We start from the raw sequence: 16424 nt of genomic DNA on the forward strand, positions 1-16424 counted from the left end.
AAGCAAGCTTCCATTCGGTCCGCTCGACTTGCATGTATTAGGCACGCCGCCAGCGTTCGTCCTGAGCCAGGATCAAACTCTCCATAGAAAGTTTTATCACTAGCTTTCACGCTTCCGTTTCGTTCAGTTTTCAAGGAACATTCTTATGGAGCGGGTGATGGGAATCGAACCCACGACATCAGCTTGGAAGGCTGAGGTTTTACCACTAAACTACACCCGCACATCATTTTGCTTTACAAACATCATTTTCACTAACGCACCTGTCATGCCTCTTCCTCTACCAGCTTACTCAAAGTTGCTGGATGCGTCGAGGCAACTCGCTGATTTTTCATAGCAGTATTGCTCGTGGCTGAGGTTTTACCACTAAACTACACCCGCATATAGAAATGGTCGGGAAGACAGGATTCGAACCTGCGACCCCATGGTCCCAAACCATGTGCTCTACCAAGCTGAGCTACTTCCCGTCTTCACATGGCGCGCCCGAGAGGATTCGAACCCCTAACCTTCTGATCCGTAGTCAGATGCTCTATCCAATTGAGCTACGGGCGCATTTTTTAGCGACCTCTTAAACATAACATATTTCGTTTTAGAAGTCAATAACTTTTTTACTTCAATGCGGCCGAGAGGACTTGAACCTCCACGGGGTTGCCCCCACTAGGCCCTCAACCTAGCGCGTCTGCCATTCCGCCACGACCGCATGTTATAAATGGTGAGCCATGGAGGACTCGAACCTCCGACCCTCTGATTAAAAGTCAGATGCTCTACCTACTGAGCTAATGGCTCATAACAGTAAAAGATAGCAAATCTATCATTAATTTTCGACACCTTCGACATCCCGCTCTCAGAATGATTTATTCAAGTAGTAGCTCGAGCGGTACGCTGAAGTACACTCACTGAAGCTTATTCGGACGTGCTCTACCTGCTGAGCTAATGGCTCATGATGTGATTTGCTGTGTCCCTTCCTCTTCTAGCTAATCCGAAGAAGATGAATGCGTCGGGACAACTCGTGGTTTGTCCAGCGAAGCATCGCTCGTCGCTAATGGCTCATGATGTTTTATTGGCTGGGCTAGCTGGATTCGAACCAGCGCATCACGGAGTCAAAGTCCGTTGCCTTACCGCTTGGCTATAGCCCAATGAATCAACTTCATGAGTTACTTCTCTGAGTACGCTACGTGAGTTAACATCGCAGGATTATTTTGAGAATTTCTGCAGGAAATTCGCGAAATAATCCGACATTGATTCAGTTTTATCTAATGAAGGAAATTTCGGAAATAATTCGACATTAACTTAATATGACTACCAACAACTTAAATTTCTGAAGGAAATTCGCGAAATAATCCGACACTGATTTAGTTCCAGCTAAGAAAGGAAATCGACGAAATAATTTCGACAATGATTTGGAAGGAAATCCACAAATTTAAATGGCGGTCCCGACGGGACTCGAACCCGCGATCTCCTGCGTGACAGGCAGGCATGTTAACCACTACACTACGGGACCAAAAATGGAGGATGACGGGATCGAACCGCCGACCCCTTGCTTGTAAGGCAAGTGCTCTCCCAGCTGAGCTAATCCTCCTTAGGAAAGAAAAGGGAGGTGATCAAAAACAGACACTCCCAAAAAATGACCCGTACGGGATTCGAACCCGTGTTACCGCCGTGAAAGGGCGGTGTCTTAACCACTTGACCAACGGGCCATAACATTATATTCAAAGTGGCGGAGAAGGCGGGATTTGAACCCGCGCGCCGTAAAACCACGACCTAACGGTTTAGCAAACCGTCCCCTTCAGCCACTTGGGTACTTCTCCAATGGCTCCGCAGGTAGGATTCGAACCTACGACCACTCGGTTAACAGCCGAGCGCTCTACCACTGAGCTACTGCGGAATAAGAAAAGCACTTCTGACTCTTCATATTATATTGATCTCTTATTTCAATGTCAACCGTCTTTTTATTTTTTATTTCTCATTGACGACGGCTTTTATAATTTAACATACATTTCGTTTGCTCGTCAATACGTTTAATCTAATTTTTTTATTTTTCCTCGGCAGCGACCACATACATATCGATTCGTATCTACTTTTCGCTTTCTTACATAAATAAAATGGCATGTCGAGCATATATATCGATGCTGTTTTATTTGTTTCGGCGACGATAAAGGTTTACAAAAACGAGGAGCTTGAACTTGCTTTAACAGTTCTCGAAAATCACGATCGCAATGCCGATAACCTTTTCCTTCTAGGTGAAGATGATAATGACACAATTCATGTTTAATGATTTGAATCAATTCTTCTTGACCGAATTGCTCGTAATACTTTCGATTTATTTCAATGTTGTGAGAAGAAAGGATGTATCTCCCCCCTGTCGTTCGTAACCGATTATTAAATGTCGCTTTATGCTTAAATGGTTTGTGGAAAAAAGTTAAAGACACCTGTTCAACGAGCTTTTGCAGCATGTCGTCGTTCATTTCTCTTTATCTCCCTTCATCACGATCCAAGCGTCAATTTCATAAAATAATTACATAAAAAAATAGAGGGGGAGCATCATGCCTACATGGTTAAAAAATCAAATGAGGCGGGCTTACTACGAAAAAAATCGGCACCAAATTAAATTGCTCAACCAATGCTGGTTTTTTTATCAGAAAACACACTGTTTGTAACAGTGTGTTTTCATACGTCATTTGGAGGAATCATTGTTAAAGCGATCCGCTCCTTCTCTAAATCAACCGATTCAACCCAAACTTTTACAATATCGCCTACCGAAACAATATCAAGCGGATGTTTTACATATTGTTTGCTTAGTTTTGAAATATGGACAAGCCCATCTTGTTTGACACCGATATCGACAAATACGCCAAAATCGACAACATTTCGTACCGTTCCCTCAAGTTCCATTCCTTTTTGCAAATCTTCCAACTTCAACACATTTTTCTTTAAAATCGGCTTCGGTAAATCATCACGCGGATCTCGTTCAGGACGGCTTAACGCATCGACGATGTCTTTTAATGTTAATTCGCCAACTCCAAGTTCTTCTGCTGTTTTTTCAATCGAAATGTTTTCAAGTGCTTGACGAAGACCTTGACTTCCAATGTCATTTGTTGAAAAACCAAGGCGATGTAAAAGTTTTTTCACTTCTTCGTACCGTTCTGGATGGATCGGTGTCCGATCTAACGGTTCATCTCCATCGATAATTCGTAAAAAACCGATACATTGTTCATACGTTTTTGCACCCAATCGCGGAACATCTTTTAATTCCATTCGATTTTTAAACTTCCCTTTTTCTTCGCGGCGCTTGACAATATTTTCAGCTACTGCTTTTGTTAATCCCGATACATATTGTAAAAGCGCAACGGAAGCTGTATTGACATTGACCCCAACTTGGTTGACAACGGTTTCGACCACGAAATGCAAGGACTGTTCCAGTTTCTTTTGCGACACATCGTGTTGATATTGACCAACTCCGACGGATTTCGGATCGATTTTGACTAATTCTGCAAGCGGATCTTGAACGCGCCGCGCAATCGAAACCGCGCTTCTCTCTTCTACTTGCAGATGCGGAAATTCTTTGCGAGCCAGTTCAGAAGCCGAATACACACTCGCCCCTGCTTCGTTCACGATTAAATAAAAAACATTTTCGTTCAATTCTGCGAGTGTATCAGCAATAAATTGCTCTGTTTCTCGAGACGCCGTTCCGTTTCCGATCGCAATTAATTCAACTCCATATTGCTGAAGGAGCTCTTTCAACTTTTCTTTTGCCTCTTGTACCTCACTCTTCGGTGGATGTGGATAAATCACATCAATTTTCAACAATTTTCCTGTTTCATCGACAACGGCTAATTTACATCCTGTTCGATAGGCCGGATCCACCCCTAAAACCACTTTTCCTTTGAGTGGAGGTTGCAATAACAAATTACGCAAGTTTTCGGCAAAAATATGAATCGCTCGTTCTTCTGCTTTCTCCGTTAACTCGTTTCTTACTTCTCTTTCGACAGATGGCGCAATCAGTCTTTTATATCCATCTTCAATCGCCTCAGCCACAATAGAAGCGGCAGGTGAATGTTCGTTTAAAATGACTTTTTTCTGCAAATAATCAATCATTCGTTCAGCAGGGACTTCAATCGAAACGCGTAAAATTCCTTCCTTTTCACCGCGATTCATCGCCAAAATACGATGTGGGGCTGCTTTTGAAACAAATTCTTCATGCTCATAATACATTTCATATACTTTCTTCTCATCTTTATCGATTTCTTTTCCAACCGAAACGATTTTTCCAATTTTAAACGTTTCTGAACGAATCCATTGACGAAAATGAGGATCATCTGAAATTTTTTCAGCAATGATATCTTTTGCCCCTTGCAAAGCTTCTTCAATCGTATAGACTTCCTTTTCTTCGTTTAAAAATTGTGCAGCTTTTTCATCAATGGACTCATTCATCGGAAATGTTAATAACCATTCCGCTAATGGTTCGAGCCCTTTTTCTTTGGCAACCGTCGCTTTTGTGCGTCGTTTTTGTTTATATGGACGATATAGATCTTCAACTTGCTGCAATTTTGTCGCTTTTAAAATTTCTGCTTTTAATTCGTCCGTTAATTTCCCTTGTTCCTCGATTAAGCGCAATACCTCTTCTTTGCGCTGCTCTAAGTTTTTTAAATAATGCCACTCATCTAAAATGGTGCGAATTTGTACTTCATCGAGCGCTCCGGTTAATTCTTTTCGATAACGCGCAATAAAAGGAATCGTATTTCCCTCTTGAAAAAGCTGAATCACATTTTGTACATGCTGCAAAGGAATGTTTAACTCTTTCGCAATTTGCTTCATCAATGAGTCCAAAAAAAATTCCTCCTCTAAATAAAAATAGCTACTTTGAAATCGTAGCTATTTTCTAAATGAATATTCAATCCACATTAAAAGTCAATAAGACCTAGGCTAATTTGTAACGCTTCATCCACTTTATCCATCATTTCATCATCCAGATGGGTAATCTTATCTGTCAGACGTTGTTTATCAATCGTCCGAATTTGTTCAAGCAAAATGACAGAGTCCCGCTCAAACCCATAACGCTTCGCATCGATTTCAACATGTGTCGGCAATTTCGCTTTTTGAATTTGAGCAGTGATGGCAGCAACAATGACGGTGGGACTGAAGCGGTTCCCAATGTCATTTTGGATGACTAATACAGGGCGAATGCCTCCTTGTTCTGAACCAACTACTGGAGAAAGATCCGCAAAATAAACATCGCCACGTTTGACAATCAAAAGATTACCCCCCGCTAACTAAGCGTTCAACGGTGTGGTCCGCCTCGTATTCCGCAAGAAACGCCTCCGATGCAAGCGATAAATTAATCTTCGCCATTTCCATATAGCCTCGTCTCATCGCTTCACGAATTTGGCGTTTTTTTCGCTCACGAATGTACATTTTTGTCGCTTGATAAATTAATTCGTTGCGATTGCCGTTCTCTTGCTTTACAATTCCGTCCAATTCGCTGACTAACGCCTGTGGTAAACGAATAACAATTTCCGTTGTTGCGCTGGATTCAGACACAAACACACACCTCCAACTAAACTACAACCACATAGTTGCTCCCAATTTACATAATAACATTTCATGGTCGTTATGCAAAGCAGTTTCCACATTATTTGCAAATTATTTGAGAGAATTTTTAGAAAATGTTACTTGTCCTTCTTCCATGTTCACCTAAAAACGAGAAACTTCACTTTTTTATAGTAATGCATTTCTCACTTCAATTATACTCTTATTTTTTAAAAAAATACGAGGAACGCGGTAACTAATTGTACAAGGAATTTCGTAGTTAATTGTATTCAAATACGTTGCCACTTCATCAATTGAAATTTTTTCTCCTTGCTGTTCGCCAATGAGCGTTACTTTTGTTCCCACAGGGAGCGGTTCTGGTAAACGAATCATGAACTGATCCATGCAAATTCGCCCAACAATCGGAACACGAGTCCCATTAACGAGTACACAAAAATTTTGTAATTTCCGAAGCCAACCATCTGCATAACCGATCGGAACTGTCCCAATCCATTCATCCTTCTCTGCCGTATACGTAGCACCGTAACTAACTTTTTCCCCCGCTTTTAACTGTTTAACATGAACGAGACGGCTATGAAGAGAAAACGCTTCTTTTAATGGATAAGGCAAAAGCGGTTTCATCTCAAGAGAAGGAGATAATCCGTACATCGCAATTCCTAAGCGGATCGCGTTAAACACTTTATCACGAAATCGCAATGCGGTAGCGCTATTTCCACAATGAACAATCGGCGGTCTTTTCGGCAGCCATTCAAGCATTTGTAGAAACGTTTCATACTGAAATTCAAAATAAGTTGTATTTAGCTCATCGGCAGTGGCGAAATGAGTATAAACCCCCTCAAGAAAAAAATCGTCATTCTCCTCGATGAGTTCGACAATCCGTTTTACTTCTTCTTCTTCTTTGACACCCAGCCTTCCCATACCTGTATCCAGCTTTAAATGAAGGGCAACCGGTCGCGGAAGTGGTCCATATTGAATCGCTTTTTCTAGCCATTCCGTTTGGAAAACGGTGAGCGTAATGTTTTCCTTCGAAGCTAGTACGACATCTTCTGGTCGCACAGCCCCAAGCACAAGAATCGGTACATCGATTCCTTTTTTTCTTAATGAAAGCGCTTCATCTAAAAACGCGACGGCTACACGCGTGGCACCTGCTTCGAGAGCTGTCCGAGCGACCTGTACATCGCCGTGACCATAGGCGTTCGCTTTGACGACCGCAATAATTTCGACATCATCGTCTAAAAGCTGCTTCATGGATTGCACATTGTAAAAAATCGCATCCAAATCAATTTCTGCCCATGTATCTCGATGAAAAGACGATAACATCGCTTCATTCACTTCCTTAATTTAAAAATGTTCATACACGACTGATTATTGCCTTTTCTTTACATTGTGTCAACAAAAAATATAGACTCGCCAAAGCGAGTCTTTTATTTCACTACTTTTCCTTGGACAGAACGGGCAATGGAAATCATTTCTTCTTTCGTTAAATCGTTTGATGCGAGAATAAAGTCAACTCCTTTATAAGACCAAGTAAGCGACTGTTCTGTTAGCGCCCCAACTGCAAAACCTAAATCAACCGGTTCGCCGCTTACCGATGTGGAAACGCTCATGGTTGGAAGTGCATGTGCTTTTTCTTGAACGAGCGTAAATGATTTCTCACCAGTGAACGTCATAATGATTCTTTTTCCGTTTTCTGTAACAAACTCTTTTTCTTCTGCTAGCTCGACACCATCTAACTGATAAAGAGGATACATAACTGGAACCGCTTGTTGATTCGCTTCTTTTGTTGCCAAATTTGCATCATCAAGCTGTGCTCTCGTCATGTTTTTATTGACGTCAAAGGCATTATCGTCGAAATTTGCATTCCATTCCACTTTTGCAAATTCAACGGTTAAAAGCGGATTTAAGTCAACATCCATGACTGTTACTTTTACAGGAGATAAATCTTTTTTACTTAACATAATTTCCTGCTTTGGAAGCATTTTTTTATTTTCATAGTTTGTTTTTGTTTGAAACACATAATGATCTTTTGTCGCCTTAAACATGGCTTTTGAATCCGCTAAAATATCTTTTACTAATGACTCATAAAGGTAGACTTGGCTGCTATTTTGCGGCCAATCGCTTTGAAAACGAAAACTTTTGTTTAACGCTGGAGTGAGAACAAATACTCCTTCATCATTCCGCAAAATCATTTGATGCTGATCACGTTCAGCATTTTTTAAGTTGACGCGATAATAGCTCGGCGACTTATGCCAAATTTCAATTTCGTACACTTGTGGTTCCGTTCCTGTTTGTAATGTCATCTTCGCTTCGGCTTTATAGCCAGACATCTTCTGCACCTTTTCATCCAACGCCTTCAACACATCTTCTTGTGACTTCTCACCGCAAGCAGCAAGCCCGACTAACAGAAAAAGTAGAAAAAAACAAAAAAGCACACGTTTTTTCATTGTTTCAACCCCTTTACCCCATTTGACTTAAACTTTCATAAGTCATCATATGAGGCAAAGTGGACAAATATGCAGACTAGCTTGACAAGCGTTCAATAATTACTTGCGCAATCGCATAATGCTTGCTATGAGAAATCGATACATGGATGCGTTCGTCGGCAGAAGACGCACAGACGATAAACGGCCTTCCGCTCTCGTCATTTTTTACTTCAATATCTTTAAAGCTAAAAGCGGAACCGATTCCTGTGCCTAACGCCTTGGCATAAGCTTCTTTCACCGCAAACCTTCCCGCTAAAAACTCAATTTGTCTTTTTTTCGCCAACTGCAAAAAGATTTGTTTTTCTCCATCGGTCAAAATGCGTTCAACAAATTTTGGCTGCCGCTCGATGATTTCCTCAATTCTTTTTAATTCAACAAGATCAATGCCAATTCCGATAATCATAAAAAATCCCCTTTCTGAACAAAAAAGAAGCTATCCGCGTTTAGGACAGCTTCCATGATATTTTCAGCGTTTACTTGAGCGAACTTTTGATACACGTGAACGAGAATCGCCTTTCCGATGGCGACCATGAATTTGCCGCTTTTTCTCCTTTTTCACTGGCAATGGCGGTTCTTCGGTCAGTTGAACAGGCGTTGTATCCGGTTCTTTTGTGAGCATTTTAATACAAGCTGCCACAAGCGAAACGGAATCATGCTCTTCCAACAGCTGTTCAGCAGCGCGTTTATAAAACGATAAATTGTTGTTTTCAATCGTTGCAAGCAATTTTTCAATCGCCGCTCGCTGTTGTCCTTCGAGCGCCTCATCTAACGTCGGCGGTTTCATTCGTTCCATTTTTCGCTTCGTCGTTCGTTCAATATGATGAAGTTGACCAATTTCTCGCGGCGTCACAAACGTAATCGCAATTCCTGTTTTCCCTGCACGTCCTGTCCGTCCGATGCGGTGAACGTAACTTTCGGGATCTTGTGGAATATCAAAGTTATATACGTGTGTCACGCCTGAAATGTCCAATCCGCGTGCGGCGACGTCAGTAGCAACTAAAATATCAATCGATCCTTCTTTAAACTTGCGCAATACCGATAAACGTTTCGCTTGACTTAAATCGCCGTGAATGCCTTCCGCCGCATATCCGCGCAAATTGAGCGCTTCCGCTAATTCGTCGACACGACGTTTCGTTCGGCCAAACACAATCGCCAATTCTGGAGATTGAATATCGAGCAAGCGCGTCAACGTGTCAAATTTCTTTTTCTCTTGTATTTCAATATAATATTGTTCAATGTTTGGCACTGTCATCTCTTTTGCCTTAACGCGAACAAGTTCAGGATTTTGCATAAATCGCTCAGCAATGCGGCGAATCGGCTCAGGCATCGTCGCTGAAAAAAGCAACGTTTGCCGCTCGCGTGGCACATGTCCTAAAATGGCTTCAATATCGTCAACGAATCCCATGTTAAGCATTTCGTCCGCTTCATCCAATACAACCGTATGCACATGCTGCAAGCGCAACGTTTTACGTTGAATATGGTCAATAATTCTGCCTGGTGTCCCAACAATAATATGCGGATGTTTTTTTAGCGCGCGAATTTGCCGTTCAATATCTTGACCGCCGTAAATCGGTAAAACGCGCACACGTTTGGTCGAACCAATTTTATATAGTTCCTCTGAAACTTGAATCGCTAACTCTCTTGTCGGAGCGATCACGATCGCTTGAACAGCATCGTTATTCATATCGATTTTTTCAACTAACGGGATGCCAAACGCAGCGGTTTTCCCTGTTCCTGTTTGCGCTTGACCAATGACATCGCGATTTTGCAAGCTAAGCGGAATCGTCGCCGCTTGAATCGGGGTTGCTTCTTCAAACCCCATTTTGCTGATCGCTTTCATTAACTCTGAACTTAATCCTAACTCTCGAAATGTAATCAATGTTTTCCTACTCCTTTTATGTTACTTACTAAAAAAGGCATTCCCGTATATACGGAAGTGCCTTGATCGAATCATTCAACGGACAACTCTAGGCTATCATACCATTTTATACATTTATTTTCAACAATTTCAATTATCGTCTTTTATTTAACAAAGGAAATTAACAATTTCTTCTAATTTCATCCCCCGTGAAGCTTTCAACAAAATGACATCATTACTTGAAGCAATGCTTGCTAAATCTCGAGCTAAAGCTTCCTTGTCATCGTATGCGTTGACACGACCAGATGGGAAGCGATCGGCTGCCGCTTTCGCAATATGTTGAGCGAGACGACCATATGTGAATACGTAATCGATTTTAGTCGGTTTTAACATTTGCCCGATTTCTTCATGAAACTGTACTTCTTGTTCGCCAAGTTCAAGCATATCACCAAGTACGGCAATTTTCTTTTCATACCCTGTCAATTCTTCCAGCAATTGAATCGCGGCTTTCATTGACGTTGGGCTTGCATTGTAAGCATCGTTAATAATGGTGAGACCGTTTGCTTGCTTTGTAATTTCTGTACGCATTTTTGTAACGGATACATTTCGTAAACCATCGGCAATCGCCTGCCAATCTAACTGAAAATGACGGGCAACCGCAATCGCCGCGAGCGCATTATACACATGATGGCGCCCCAAGAGCGGCATCAATAGCGAAACATTCGGTGCTTCGTTTACGACAAATGTCGTCCCTTCCGCATTCATAGAAACCGAAAGCGGATAATAGTCGTTTGTTTTTTCTTTTCCAAATGTTCGAACGTTCTCTAACTTCATGGATTGCACACGTTTTGTTAAAAGCGGTTCATCGCCGTTGTAGACAAATAACCCATTTTGGTGCAACCCTTGCACAATTTCGAATTTCGCTTGTGCAATGCCATCGCGTGAGCCGAGTTCTTGCAAATGTGCTTCCCCGATATTCGTAATCACTGCAACATCTGGTTTCGCCAGCTTTGAAAGAAGCTCGATTTCACCGAAGTTGCTCATTCCCATCTCGACGACAGCATACTCCGTATCTTCTTCTAAGCGAAGAAGCGTCAACGGCACACCGATATGGTTGTTTAAATTTCCTTCTGTTTTCTGCACTTTATACGTTGTCGCTAGCAAAGAAGCAATCATGTCTTTCGTCGTCGTCTTTCCGTTGCTTCCTGTTACTCCAATGACACGGATGTTCAACTGTTCGCGATAACGGCTAGCTAATCGCTGCAACGCCTTTAACGTATCATCTACAAAAATAAGCGGAACGCCCGTTGGTGCGTTTGGTTCATCCTTGCTCCAAAGCGCAGCTTTTGCCCCTTTGTTGAACGCATCCATCACAAACTGATGACCGTTAAATTTCTCTCCTTTTAAAGGAACAAACAAATTGCCTTCCGCAATCGCGCGCGTATCGGTCGAAACACCGTGAATGAAAACAGATTCATACGCTTCGTCTAAGCCAAATCCTTGCACCATGTTTTGAATTTCCACTAACGAACGAGTAATCATCAACCTTCACCTAACTTTAAAATGTGTACGTAATTTGCTGTTTTTCTTGATGACGTTCGATCGCCAATTGAATCAGCCGTTCAATTAATTGGGTATACGAAACGCCGCTATGTTTCCAAAGAAGCGGGAACATGCTAAATGGAGTGAATCCCGGCATCGTGTTAACTTCATTAATATAAACCGTGCCATCAGCTGTTAAGAAAAAGTCGGCGCGAACAAGTCCTGATAAATCAAGTGCTTTAAATGCTTTTAGCGCCATCGTTTTAATTGTTTCATACTCTTCTTCCGTAATGGATGCTGGAATGATTAGTTCCGTATCTCCGTCTTGATACTTTGCTTCATAGTCGTAAAATTCTTTTTTCGGTACGATTTCACCGACGACCGAACAAATCGGTTCATCGTTTCCGATTACCCCGATTTCGACTTCGCGGCCAACAATCGCTTCTTCGACAATGATTTTTCGATCATAACGGAACGCCTCAGCAAAGGCCGCTTCTAAATCGGCACGCGTTTTACATTTGTTGATGCCGACGCTGGAACCCGCGTTGGCCGGTTTGACGAAACAAGGATACCCAATTTCATGTTCTACAATTGTATACGCTTCTTCCGCGGAACGCTCCCATTCTTTCTTCAAAAAAGAAACGTATTTCGCTTGGTTTAAACCGGCTTGTGCAAATAAATTTTTCATGATCACTTTATCCATGCCAACCGCAGAAGCGAGCACGCCGTTTCCGACGTATGGAATGTTCAATAATTCAAGCAAACCTTGTACCGTCCCATCTTCTCCGTTCGGTCCGTGCAAAAGCGGGAAAATGACGTCGACTGTTTGCTCATCTTCCGCGTTTGTCGGACGAAGCGCAAGCGTGGATAGAGCCGGTGCGCCTTGTTTTAATTCAAGCTGCTTTACATCTTGAACTTCACCTGTAATCGCTGCTCCCCGCACCCACTGTCCTTCTGTCGTAATGTAAATAGGAATCACTGTAAATTTTTCTTTATCGACCGCATTAATAACCGATAACGCTGTTTGTAACGACACTTTATGTTCAGGCGATTTGCCGCCGTATAAAACCCCAAGTTTCACTTTCATAAAAAAGCCTCCTCTATTTTGTTCACTTTTCTTATTGTAACACGTTCGAGCCGATAAAGCGTCATTTATCTTTTTATTTATATGATTTCATGAACCTGTTCGGCAACTGAAAAAATCTGTATTCGTCATTTGCGCAACTGCGCATACAATTTTCCTTATTTGGTAAAAGTATAAACAATAAAAATTCATAGAAGGTGTGCCCTTGTGAATGCTGTTCAAGTTTTTTTCATCTTAATATTATCAACCGGCTTAATGAATCACGTTATTGTTCTTCCATTTCTTTTGGAAACAGCTCAACGTGACGCTTGGATTTCAGCTCTTGTAACGATCGTCGCATTAGTGCTTTGGTTACCGATCGTCTATTTTATTATGAAACAGTCGAAACAAAAACATCTATTCGTTTGGTTAAAAACAACGTTCGGACGCCCTCTTGCATACGGGATTAGTGTGCTGATGAGCTTATATTTACTTCTCATTAGCTTTGTAACCATAAAAGATACGATTACATTTACAACGACTTCTTACTTAACGTCAACACCAAACTTCGTGATTCTTATCGTTCTTTCGGCATTATGTTTTTGCAATGCGTATCTCGGTCTTTCGTCTGTCGCTAAAACAGCTGGAATGATCTTTCCATTTGTCATCTTACTCGGAATTTTCGTTGCGCTAGCAACGACGCCGTTTAAAGATTATTCGTTGTTAAAACCGGTGCTCGAAAATGGGTGGTCTCCTGTCTTCAAAAGCATGATTTACGCTGGAGCAGGCTACGCTGAGATTTTGCTTATTTTATGGGTCCAACATCAAGTTGATTCGAAAATTTCTTTTTGGAAACTTACGCTGTTTGCTATTTTAGCAGCAAGTTTAACGATTGGGCCGACCATTGGAGCCATTACAGAATTTGGACCGAGCGAAGCTGCATCTTTACGCTATCCTGCTTTTGAACAATGGCGCGTAATTAGCTTAGGAGCCTATCTTGAACATTTTGATTTTCTTTCCATCTTTCAATGGCTTTCAGGGGCCTTTATTCGCATATCCATATTGACGGCGCTCATTCCCGAAATGTTTCATATAACAACGCGGCAATCACGGTTATGGATTTTAATTTTTGTGTATATCGTCATTGGTTTGGCCGTTATGTATCCAATGAGCGATGACGTTTTTTTAGAAAAACTGGCCACGTTTATTTTGCCCATTTCTTGCTTCTTCCTAATCGCGATGTCGCTCCTCATTGCTTTTTGCGCTTTATTGGCTCGTATCAAAGAAAGGAGACGTACAAAATGACTGCGACTTCGACTACTTTTACCGTTTCAGAATCATCGTTGCACGATCATTTCGCTCGTTGTAAAGATGTTGTCATTTTGCCTTCGACGATTCAACCAGCTGATGGCAGTCGCCCGCTTTCGCTTCTTTTCGTTTATTGCGAAGAACTTTGTGATACAAAGCAATTAAAAGAGGTCATTTTTCCGATGTTCACAGAAATGGGGCGGCAATTTCCTTGTCGCTCTGTTACGGATATTGAAAAATATAAACTATTCCCAATGACATTGATTGGAAAAACGATTGCACCTGAACAACTTGATTTTCTTGTTTTTAATGGCGATCTGCTCGTCTACTTTGTCGAAGCGGACGTGCTCTATTCCATCACGCTGGCAAACCCACCCAACCGCAATCCAGAAGAACCAAACACAGAAGTATCGATTCGCGGTCCAAAAGACGGATTTATTGAAGAAGTTGCTAAAAATGTCGCTCTTATTCGCAAACGATTAAAGACGAAGAGCCTACGTTATGAACAAGTGATTGTCGGAAAGCGAAGCCAAACAAAAGTCGCCATTCTTTATATGGATGATATTATTAATCCAACGTTGATCCCAGAATTAAAGCGGAGAATTTCAAATTTAGATATTGATGCGTTAACGGGAACGAACCAACTCGAAGAATTGATTGGCGAAACACGCGTTTCTTTATTTCCACGTTTCAGTTATACGGGAAGACCTGATTTTGTCGTCAATTCCCTCCTAAACGGCCGATTTGCGCTTCTTGTCGATGGGTCACCCACAGCATTAATTGGTCCTGCTAACTTAACCTTTTTGCTCAATACATCAGAAGATAATAGCACATCGTTTTTATTCGTTAGTTTTCAAAGAACGATTCGTTTAATCGGTGTTTCTTCATCCATTTTCTTGCCGGGACTTTGGGTTGCACTCACGACGTTTCACCCTGAACAGATTCCATTCACTTTGCTGGCAACCATCGTTTTGTCAAGACAAGGAGTGCCGTTGCCTGCCGCTTTAGAGATGTATATTATGCTCAGTTTATTTGAAATTTTTAAAGAGGCAGGGATGCGCCTTCCGCTTGCGGTTGGTCAAACACTCTCCGTTGTCGGCGGGCTCATCGTTGGACAGGCAGCCATTAATGCTGGTTTATCAGGACCAGGCTCTCTTGTCATCGCTGCGATTTCCGTTATTTCAACGTTTACGTTAGCCAATCAATCGTTGGCAGGAACCGTGACGTTGCTGCGATTTATTGTTCTTATTTGTTCATCGCTGTTAGGTTTATTCGGATTTATTGTATCGATCTTTTTTATTTTAGTTAACGTAGCTAATATGACTTCCTTTAACATTCCGTATTTATCACCTTTATCCCCTTTAAATCGGGATGTATGGAAAGTGATCATTACAAGCGGTTGGAAATTGTTTAAAAAACGTCCAAAAATATTAGAAACCAAGGATAATACACCAAAAGGGGGGAAAGCATGAACGGACGCATCGCCCTATTTTGTCTTTCTCTCATCGTTTTATCCGGATGCTGGGGGGCAAAGGAAATTGATCATATCGCCTACATTCATGCAATCGGTATCGACTATGAAGAAGAAAAGGACGAACTTATCGTTTACGCTCAACTCATTAGCTTTACGGGTCTAGCCAAAGTAGAAGCTGGCGGGCAAAGAGAACAGTCAATCGTTTCGATCGGTAAAGCAAAAGGGGAAACATTTAACGTTGCGACGGATCGACTTTATGAAACCATTCAACAACAAGTATCATGGGGACATCTAAAAGGAATCATTTTCAGCGAACGAGCTTTAAAGAAAAAAAATATGAAAAACACCATCGATGTCTTGAGTCGATATAATGAAGTTCGCGACACGCTTTGGATCTATGCAACGAATCAACCTATTCGAAATGTTTTACAAACCGTTCCGTTGTTAAACTATTCACCGTACTACTCATTAATCGCAAATCCGGAGGATATTTTTAACCAAAGCTCGTTCATCTCGCCTATTCGTTTACATGCCTTTATTGCAGCTTCAGAAGAAAAAGCAAAAACCGTATACTTGCCGTCTCTTTCTGTCGATAAAAAAGCTTGGGAAGAACAGGAAAAGAAAAAAGACATGTTAAAAATTGACCGAGTTTGTTTTCTACATGCATACAAACTAAAAGCATGCGTCAAGCGAGATCAACTAATCGGATTACGTTGGATGACAGCGAAAACAAAACGTACCCCTGTTTATATCAAAAAGGATGACAAGACGGTCGCTTCGCTGGTTGTCCTCGACCCTAAAACAAACATCTCGTACAAAATTGAAAAAGGAAAACCGCTCTTCACCGTTAACGTTAGCACGAAAGGAAGCATTCTTGAAATGCGCGAAGCTTTAAAAGAAAAAGAACTCATTTCATTGGCAGAAAAAACGGTTCAACAAGAAATCGAATCGCTTTTTCAGCTTGGTTTAGAAAAAAATGTCGATACGTTAAATCTTTCAGAAGCGTTGTATCGACAAAATCCAAAACAATGGCGAAAATACGCCAAAAATGGACAAATCCCATTAACAGAAGATTCCCTGCATCAAGTCAACGTGCAAATTAGCATCGAAACATACGGAAAATCAAAACAAGAAGAAAAGCGGTAAGAACGT

Annotated in this window: 14 protein-coding genes, 11 tRNA genes and 1 rRNA gene; 4 read left to right on the forward strand and 22 right to left on the reverse strand. The window is 41.5% G+C overall.

Going from position 1 to position 16424, the window contains the following annotated elements; all coding sequences use genetic code 11:
• The 13 genes from EDD69_RS13335 to EDD69_RS13395 all read right to left on the reverse strand — a co-directional run.
• Positions 1-88: ribosomal RNA gene (locus tag EDD69_RS13335) — 16S ribosomal RNA — on the reverse strand; the annotation flags it as partial.
• A gap of 58 nt (positions 89-146) precedes the next feature.
• Positions 147-220: transfer RNA gene (locus EDD69_RS13340), tRNA-Gly, on the reverse strand.
• Between the two features lie 167 nt (positions 221-387).
• Positions 388-464: transfer RNA gene (locus tag EDD69_RS13345), tRNA-Pro, on the reverse strand.
• Positions 465-472: 8 nt separating this feature from the next.
• A tRNA-Arg gene (locus EDD69_RS13350) sits at positions 473-549 on the reverse strand.
• 65 nt (positions 550-614) lie between these two features.
• A tRNA-Leu gene (locus EDD69_RS13355) sits at positions 615-697 on the reverse strand.
• Positions 698-707: 10 nt separating this feature from the next.
• A tRNA-Lys gene (locus EDD69_RS13360) sits at positions 708-783 on the reverse strand.
• A 275-nt stretch (positions 784-1058) separates the two neighbouring features.
• Positions 1059-1133, reverse strand: a tRNA-Gln gene (locus EDD69_RS13365).
• A 289-nt stretch (positions 1134-1422) separates the two neighbouring features.
• Positions 1423-1498: transfer RNA gene (locus EDD69_RS13370), tRNA-Asp, on the reverse strand.
• A 5-nt stretch (positions 1499-1503) separates the two neighbouring features.
• Positions 1504-1576: transfer RNA gene (locus tag EDD69_RS13375), tRNA-Val, on the reverse strand.
• 46 nt (positions 1577-1622) lie between these two features.
• Positions 1623-1694, reverse strand: a tRNA-Glu gene (locus EDD69_RS13380).
• Between the two features lie 18 nt (positions 1695-1712).
• Positions 1713-1805 (reverse strand) — tRNA-Ser (locus tag EDD69_RS13385).
• Between the two features lie 2 nt (positions 1806-1807).
• Positions 1808-1882: transfer RNA gene (locus EDD69_RS13390), tRNA-Asn, on the reverse strand.
• 133 nt (positions 1883-2015) lie between these two features.
• The gene (locus tag EDD69_RS13395) at positions 2016-2462 is read right to left on the reverse strand and encodes a SprT family protein (protein WP_132949420.1); all 447 of its coding nucleotides are present in this window, start codon (positions 2460-2462) and stop codon (positions 2016-2018) included.
• A 78-nt stretch (positions 2463-2540) separates the two neighbouring features.
• Between EDD69_RS13395 and cmpA the strand changes: the two genes are divergently transcribed.
• Positions 2541-2654 (forward strand): cortex morphogenetic protein CmpA, encoded by a 114-nt coding sequence (cmpA, locus tag EDD69_RS13400; RefSeq protein WP_132949421.1) that lies wholly within the window; start codon positions 2541-2543, stop codon positions 2652-2654.
• Between the two features lie 10 nt (positions 2655-2664).
• Here the strand turns inward: cmpA and EDD69_RS13405 are convergent, their stop codons facing one another.
• From EDD69_RS13405 to EDD69_RS13445, 9 genes are all read right to left on the reverse strand, one after another.
• Positions 2665-4812 carry a Tex family protein gene (locus tag EDD69_RS13405; RefSeq protein ID WP_132949460.1) on the reverse strand — a complete coding sequence of 716 codons (2148 nt, stop codon included), beginning with the start codon at positions 4810-4812 and terminating at the stop codon, positions 2665-2667.
• 86 nt (positions 4813-4898) lie between these two features.
• The gene (ndoA, locus tag EDD69_RS13410) at positions 4899-5249 is read right to left on the reverse strand and encodes a type II toxin-antitoxin system endoribonuclease NdoA (protein WP_132949422.1); all 351 of its coding nucleotides are present in this window, start codon (positions 5247-5249) and stop codon (positions 4899-4901) included.
• A 4-nt stretch (positions 5250-5253) separates the two neighbouring features.
• Complete coding sequence (locus EDD69_RS13415; RefSeq protein ID WP_132949423.1) at positions 5254-5535, reverse strand: CopG family ribbon-helix-helix protein; 282 nt, start codon at positions 5533-5535, stop codon at positions 5254-5256.
• Positions 5536-5712: 177 nt separating this feature from the next.
• Positions 5713-6864 carry an alanine racemase gene (gene alr, locus EDD69_RS13420; RefSeq protein ID WP_132949424.1) on the reverse strand — a complete coding sequence of 384 codons (1152 nt, stop codon included), beginning with the start codon at positions 6862-6864 and terminating at the stop codon, positions 5713-5715.
• 104 nt (positions 6865-6968) lie between these two features.
• The gene (locus EDD69_RS13425) at positions 6969-7988 is read right to left on the reverse strand and encodes a LolA family protein (RefSeq protein WP_132949425.1); all 1020 of its coding nucleotides are present in this window, start codon (positions 7986-7988) and stop codon (positions 6969-6971) included.
• Between the two features lie 76 nt (positions 7989-8064).
• Positions 8065-8430, reverse strand: a complete 366-nt coding sequence (acpS, locus tag EDD69_RS13430; RefSeq protein WP_132949426.1) for a holo-ACP synthase — start codon at positions 8428-8430, stop codon at positions 8065-8067.
• 63 nt (positions 8431-8493) lie between these two features.
• On the reverse strand, positions 8494-9906 hold the full coding sequence (cshA, locus tag EDD69_RS13435; protein ID WP_132949427.1) for a degradosome RNA helicase CshA: 1413 nt from the start codon (positions 9904-9906) through the stop codon (positions 8494-8496).
• Between the two features lie 147 nt (positions 9907-10053).
• Complete coding sequence (locus EDD69_RS13440) at positions 10054-11427, reverse strand: UDP-N-acetylmuramoyl-tripeptide--D-alanyl-D-alanine ligase (protein WP_132949428.1); 1374 nt, start codon at positions 11425-11427, stop codon at positions 10054-10056.
• Between the two features lie 16 nt (positions 11428-11443).
• Positions 11444-12514: a D-alanine--D-alanine ligase gene (locus tag EDD69_RS13445; RefSeq protein ID WP_132949429.1), complete on the reverse strand. Its 1071-nt coding sequence runs from the start codon at positions 12512-12514 to the stop codon at positions 11444-11446.
• Positions 12515-12718: 204 nt separating this feature from the next.
• Here EDD69_RS13445 and EDD69_RS13450 point away from each other — a divergent pair, with 204 nt between their 5' ends.
• From EDD69_RS13450 to EDD69_RS13460, 3 genes are read left to right on the forward strand one after another with little or no spacing between them, the layout of a single operon-like run.
• The gene (locus EDD69_RS13450; RefSeq protein WP_132949430.1) at positions 12719-13795 is read left to right on the forward strand and encodes a GerAB/ArcD/ProY family transporter; all 1077 of its coding nucleotides are present in this window, start codon (positions 12719-12721) and stop codon (positions 13793-13795) included.
• The gene (locus EDD69_RS13455) at positions 13792-15270 is read left to right on the forward strand and encodes a spore germination protein (RefSeq protein ID WP_132949431.1); all 1479 of its coding nucleotides are present in this window, start codon (positions 13792-13794) and stop codon (positions 15268-15270) included. The genes EDD69_RS13450 and EDD69_RS13455 overlap by 4 nt, the downstream gene beginning before the upstream one ends.
• Positions 15267-16418 carry a Ger(x)C family spore germination protein gene (locus EDD69_RS13460; protein WP_132949432.1) on the forward strand — a complete coding sequence of 384 codons (1152 nt, stop codon included), beginning with the start codon at positions 15267-15269 and terminating at the stop codon, positions 16416-16418. The genes EDD69_RS13455 and EDD69_RS13460 overlap by 4 nt, the downstream gene beginning before the upstream one ends.
• Positions 16419-16424: the final 6 nt, after the last annotated feature.

Origin of the sequence: Thermolongibacillus altinsuensis, from assembly GCF_004341205.1 — a bacterium.
Lineage (GTDB): Bacteria > Bacillota > Bacilli > Bacillales > Anoxybacillaceae > Thermolongibacillus > Thermolongibacillus altinsuensis.

Coding starts and splice junctions, on each gene's coding strand:
- alr (WP_132949424.1), bottom strand. CDS start 6,864: ATGTTATCGTCTTTTCATCGAGATACATGGGCAGAAATTGATTTGGAT.
- EDD69_RS13405 (WP_132949460.1), bottom strand. CDS start 4,812: ATGAAGCAAATTGCGAAAGAGTTAAACATTCCTTTGCAGCATGTACAA.
- EDD69_RS13455 (WP_132949431.1), top strand. CDS start 13,792: ATGACTGCGACTTCGACTACTTTTACCGTTTCAGAATCATCGTTGCAC.
- EDD69_RS13440 (WP_132949428.1), bottom strand. CDS start 11,427: ATGATTACTCGTTCGTTAGTGGAAATTCAAAACATGGTGCAAGGATTT.
- EDD69_RS13445 (WP_132949429.1), bottom strand. CDS start 12,514: ATGAAAGTGAAACTTGGGGTTTTATACGGCGGCAAATCGCCTGAACAT.
- acpS (WP_132949426.1), bottom strand. CDS start 8,430: ATGATTATCGGAATTGGCATTGATCTTGTTGAATTAAAAAGAATTGAG.
- cmpA (WP_132949421.1), top strand. CDS start 2,541: ATGCCTACATGGTTAAAAAATCAAATGAGGCGGGCTTACTACGAAAAA.
- EDD69_RS13425 (WP_132949425.1), bottom strand. CDS start 7,988: ATGAAAAAACGTGTGCTTTTTTGTTTTTTTCTACTTTTTCTGTTAGTC.
- EDD69_RS13395 (WP_132949420.1), bottom strand. CDS start 2,462: ATGAACGACGACATGCTGCAAAAGCTCGTTGAACAGGTGTCTTTAACT.
- EDD69_RS13460 (WP_132949432.1), top strand. CDS start 15,267: ATGAACGGACGCATCGCCCTATTTTGTCTTTCTCTCATCGTTTTATCC.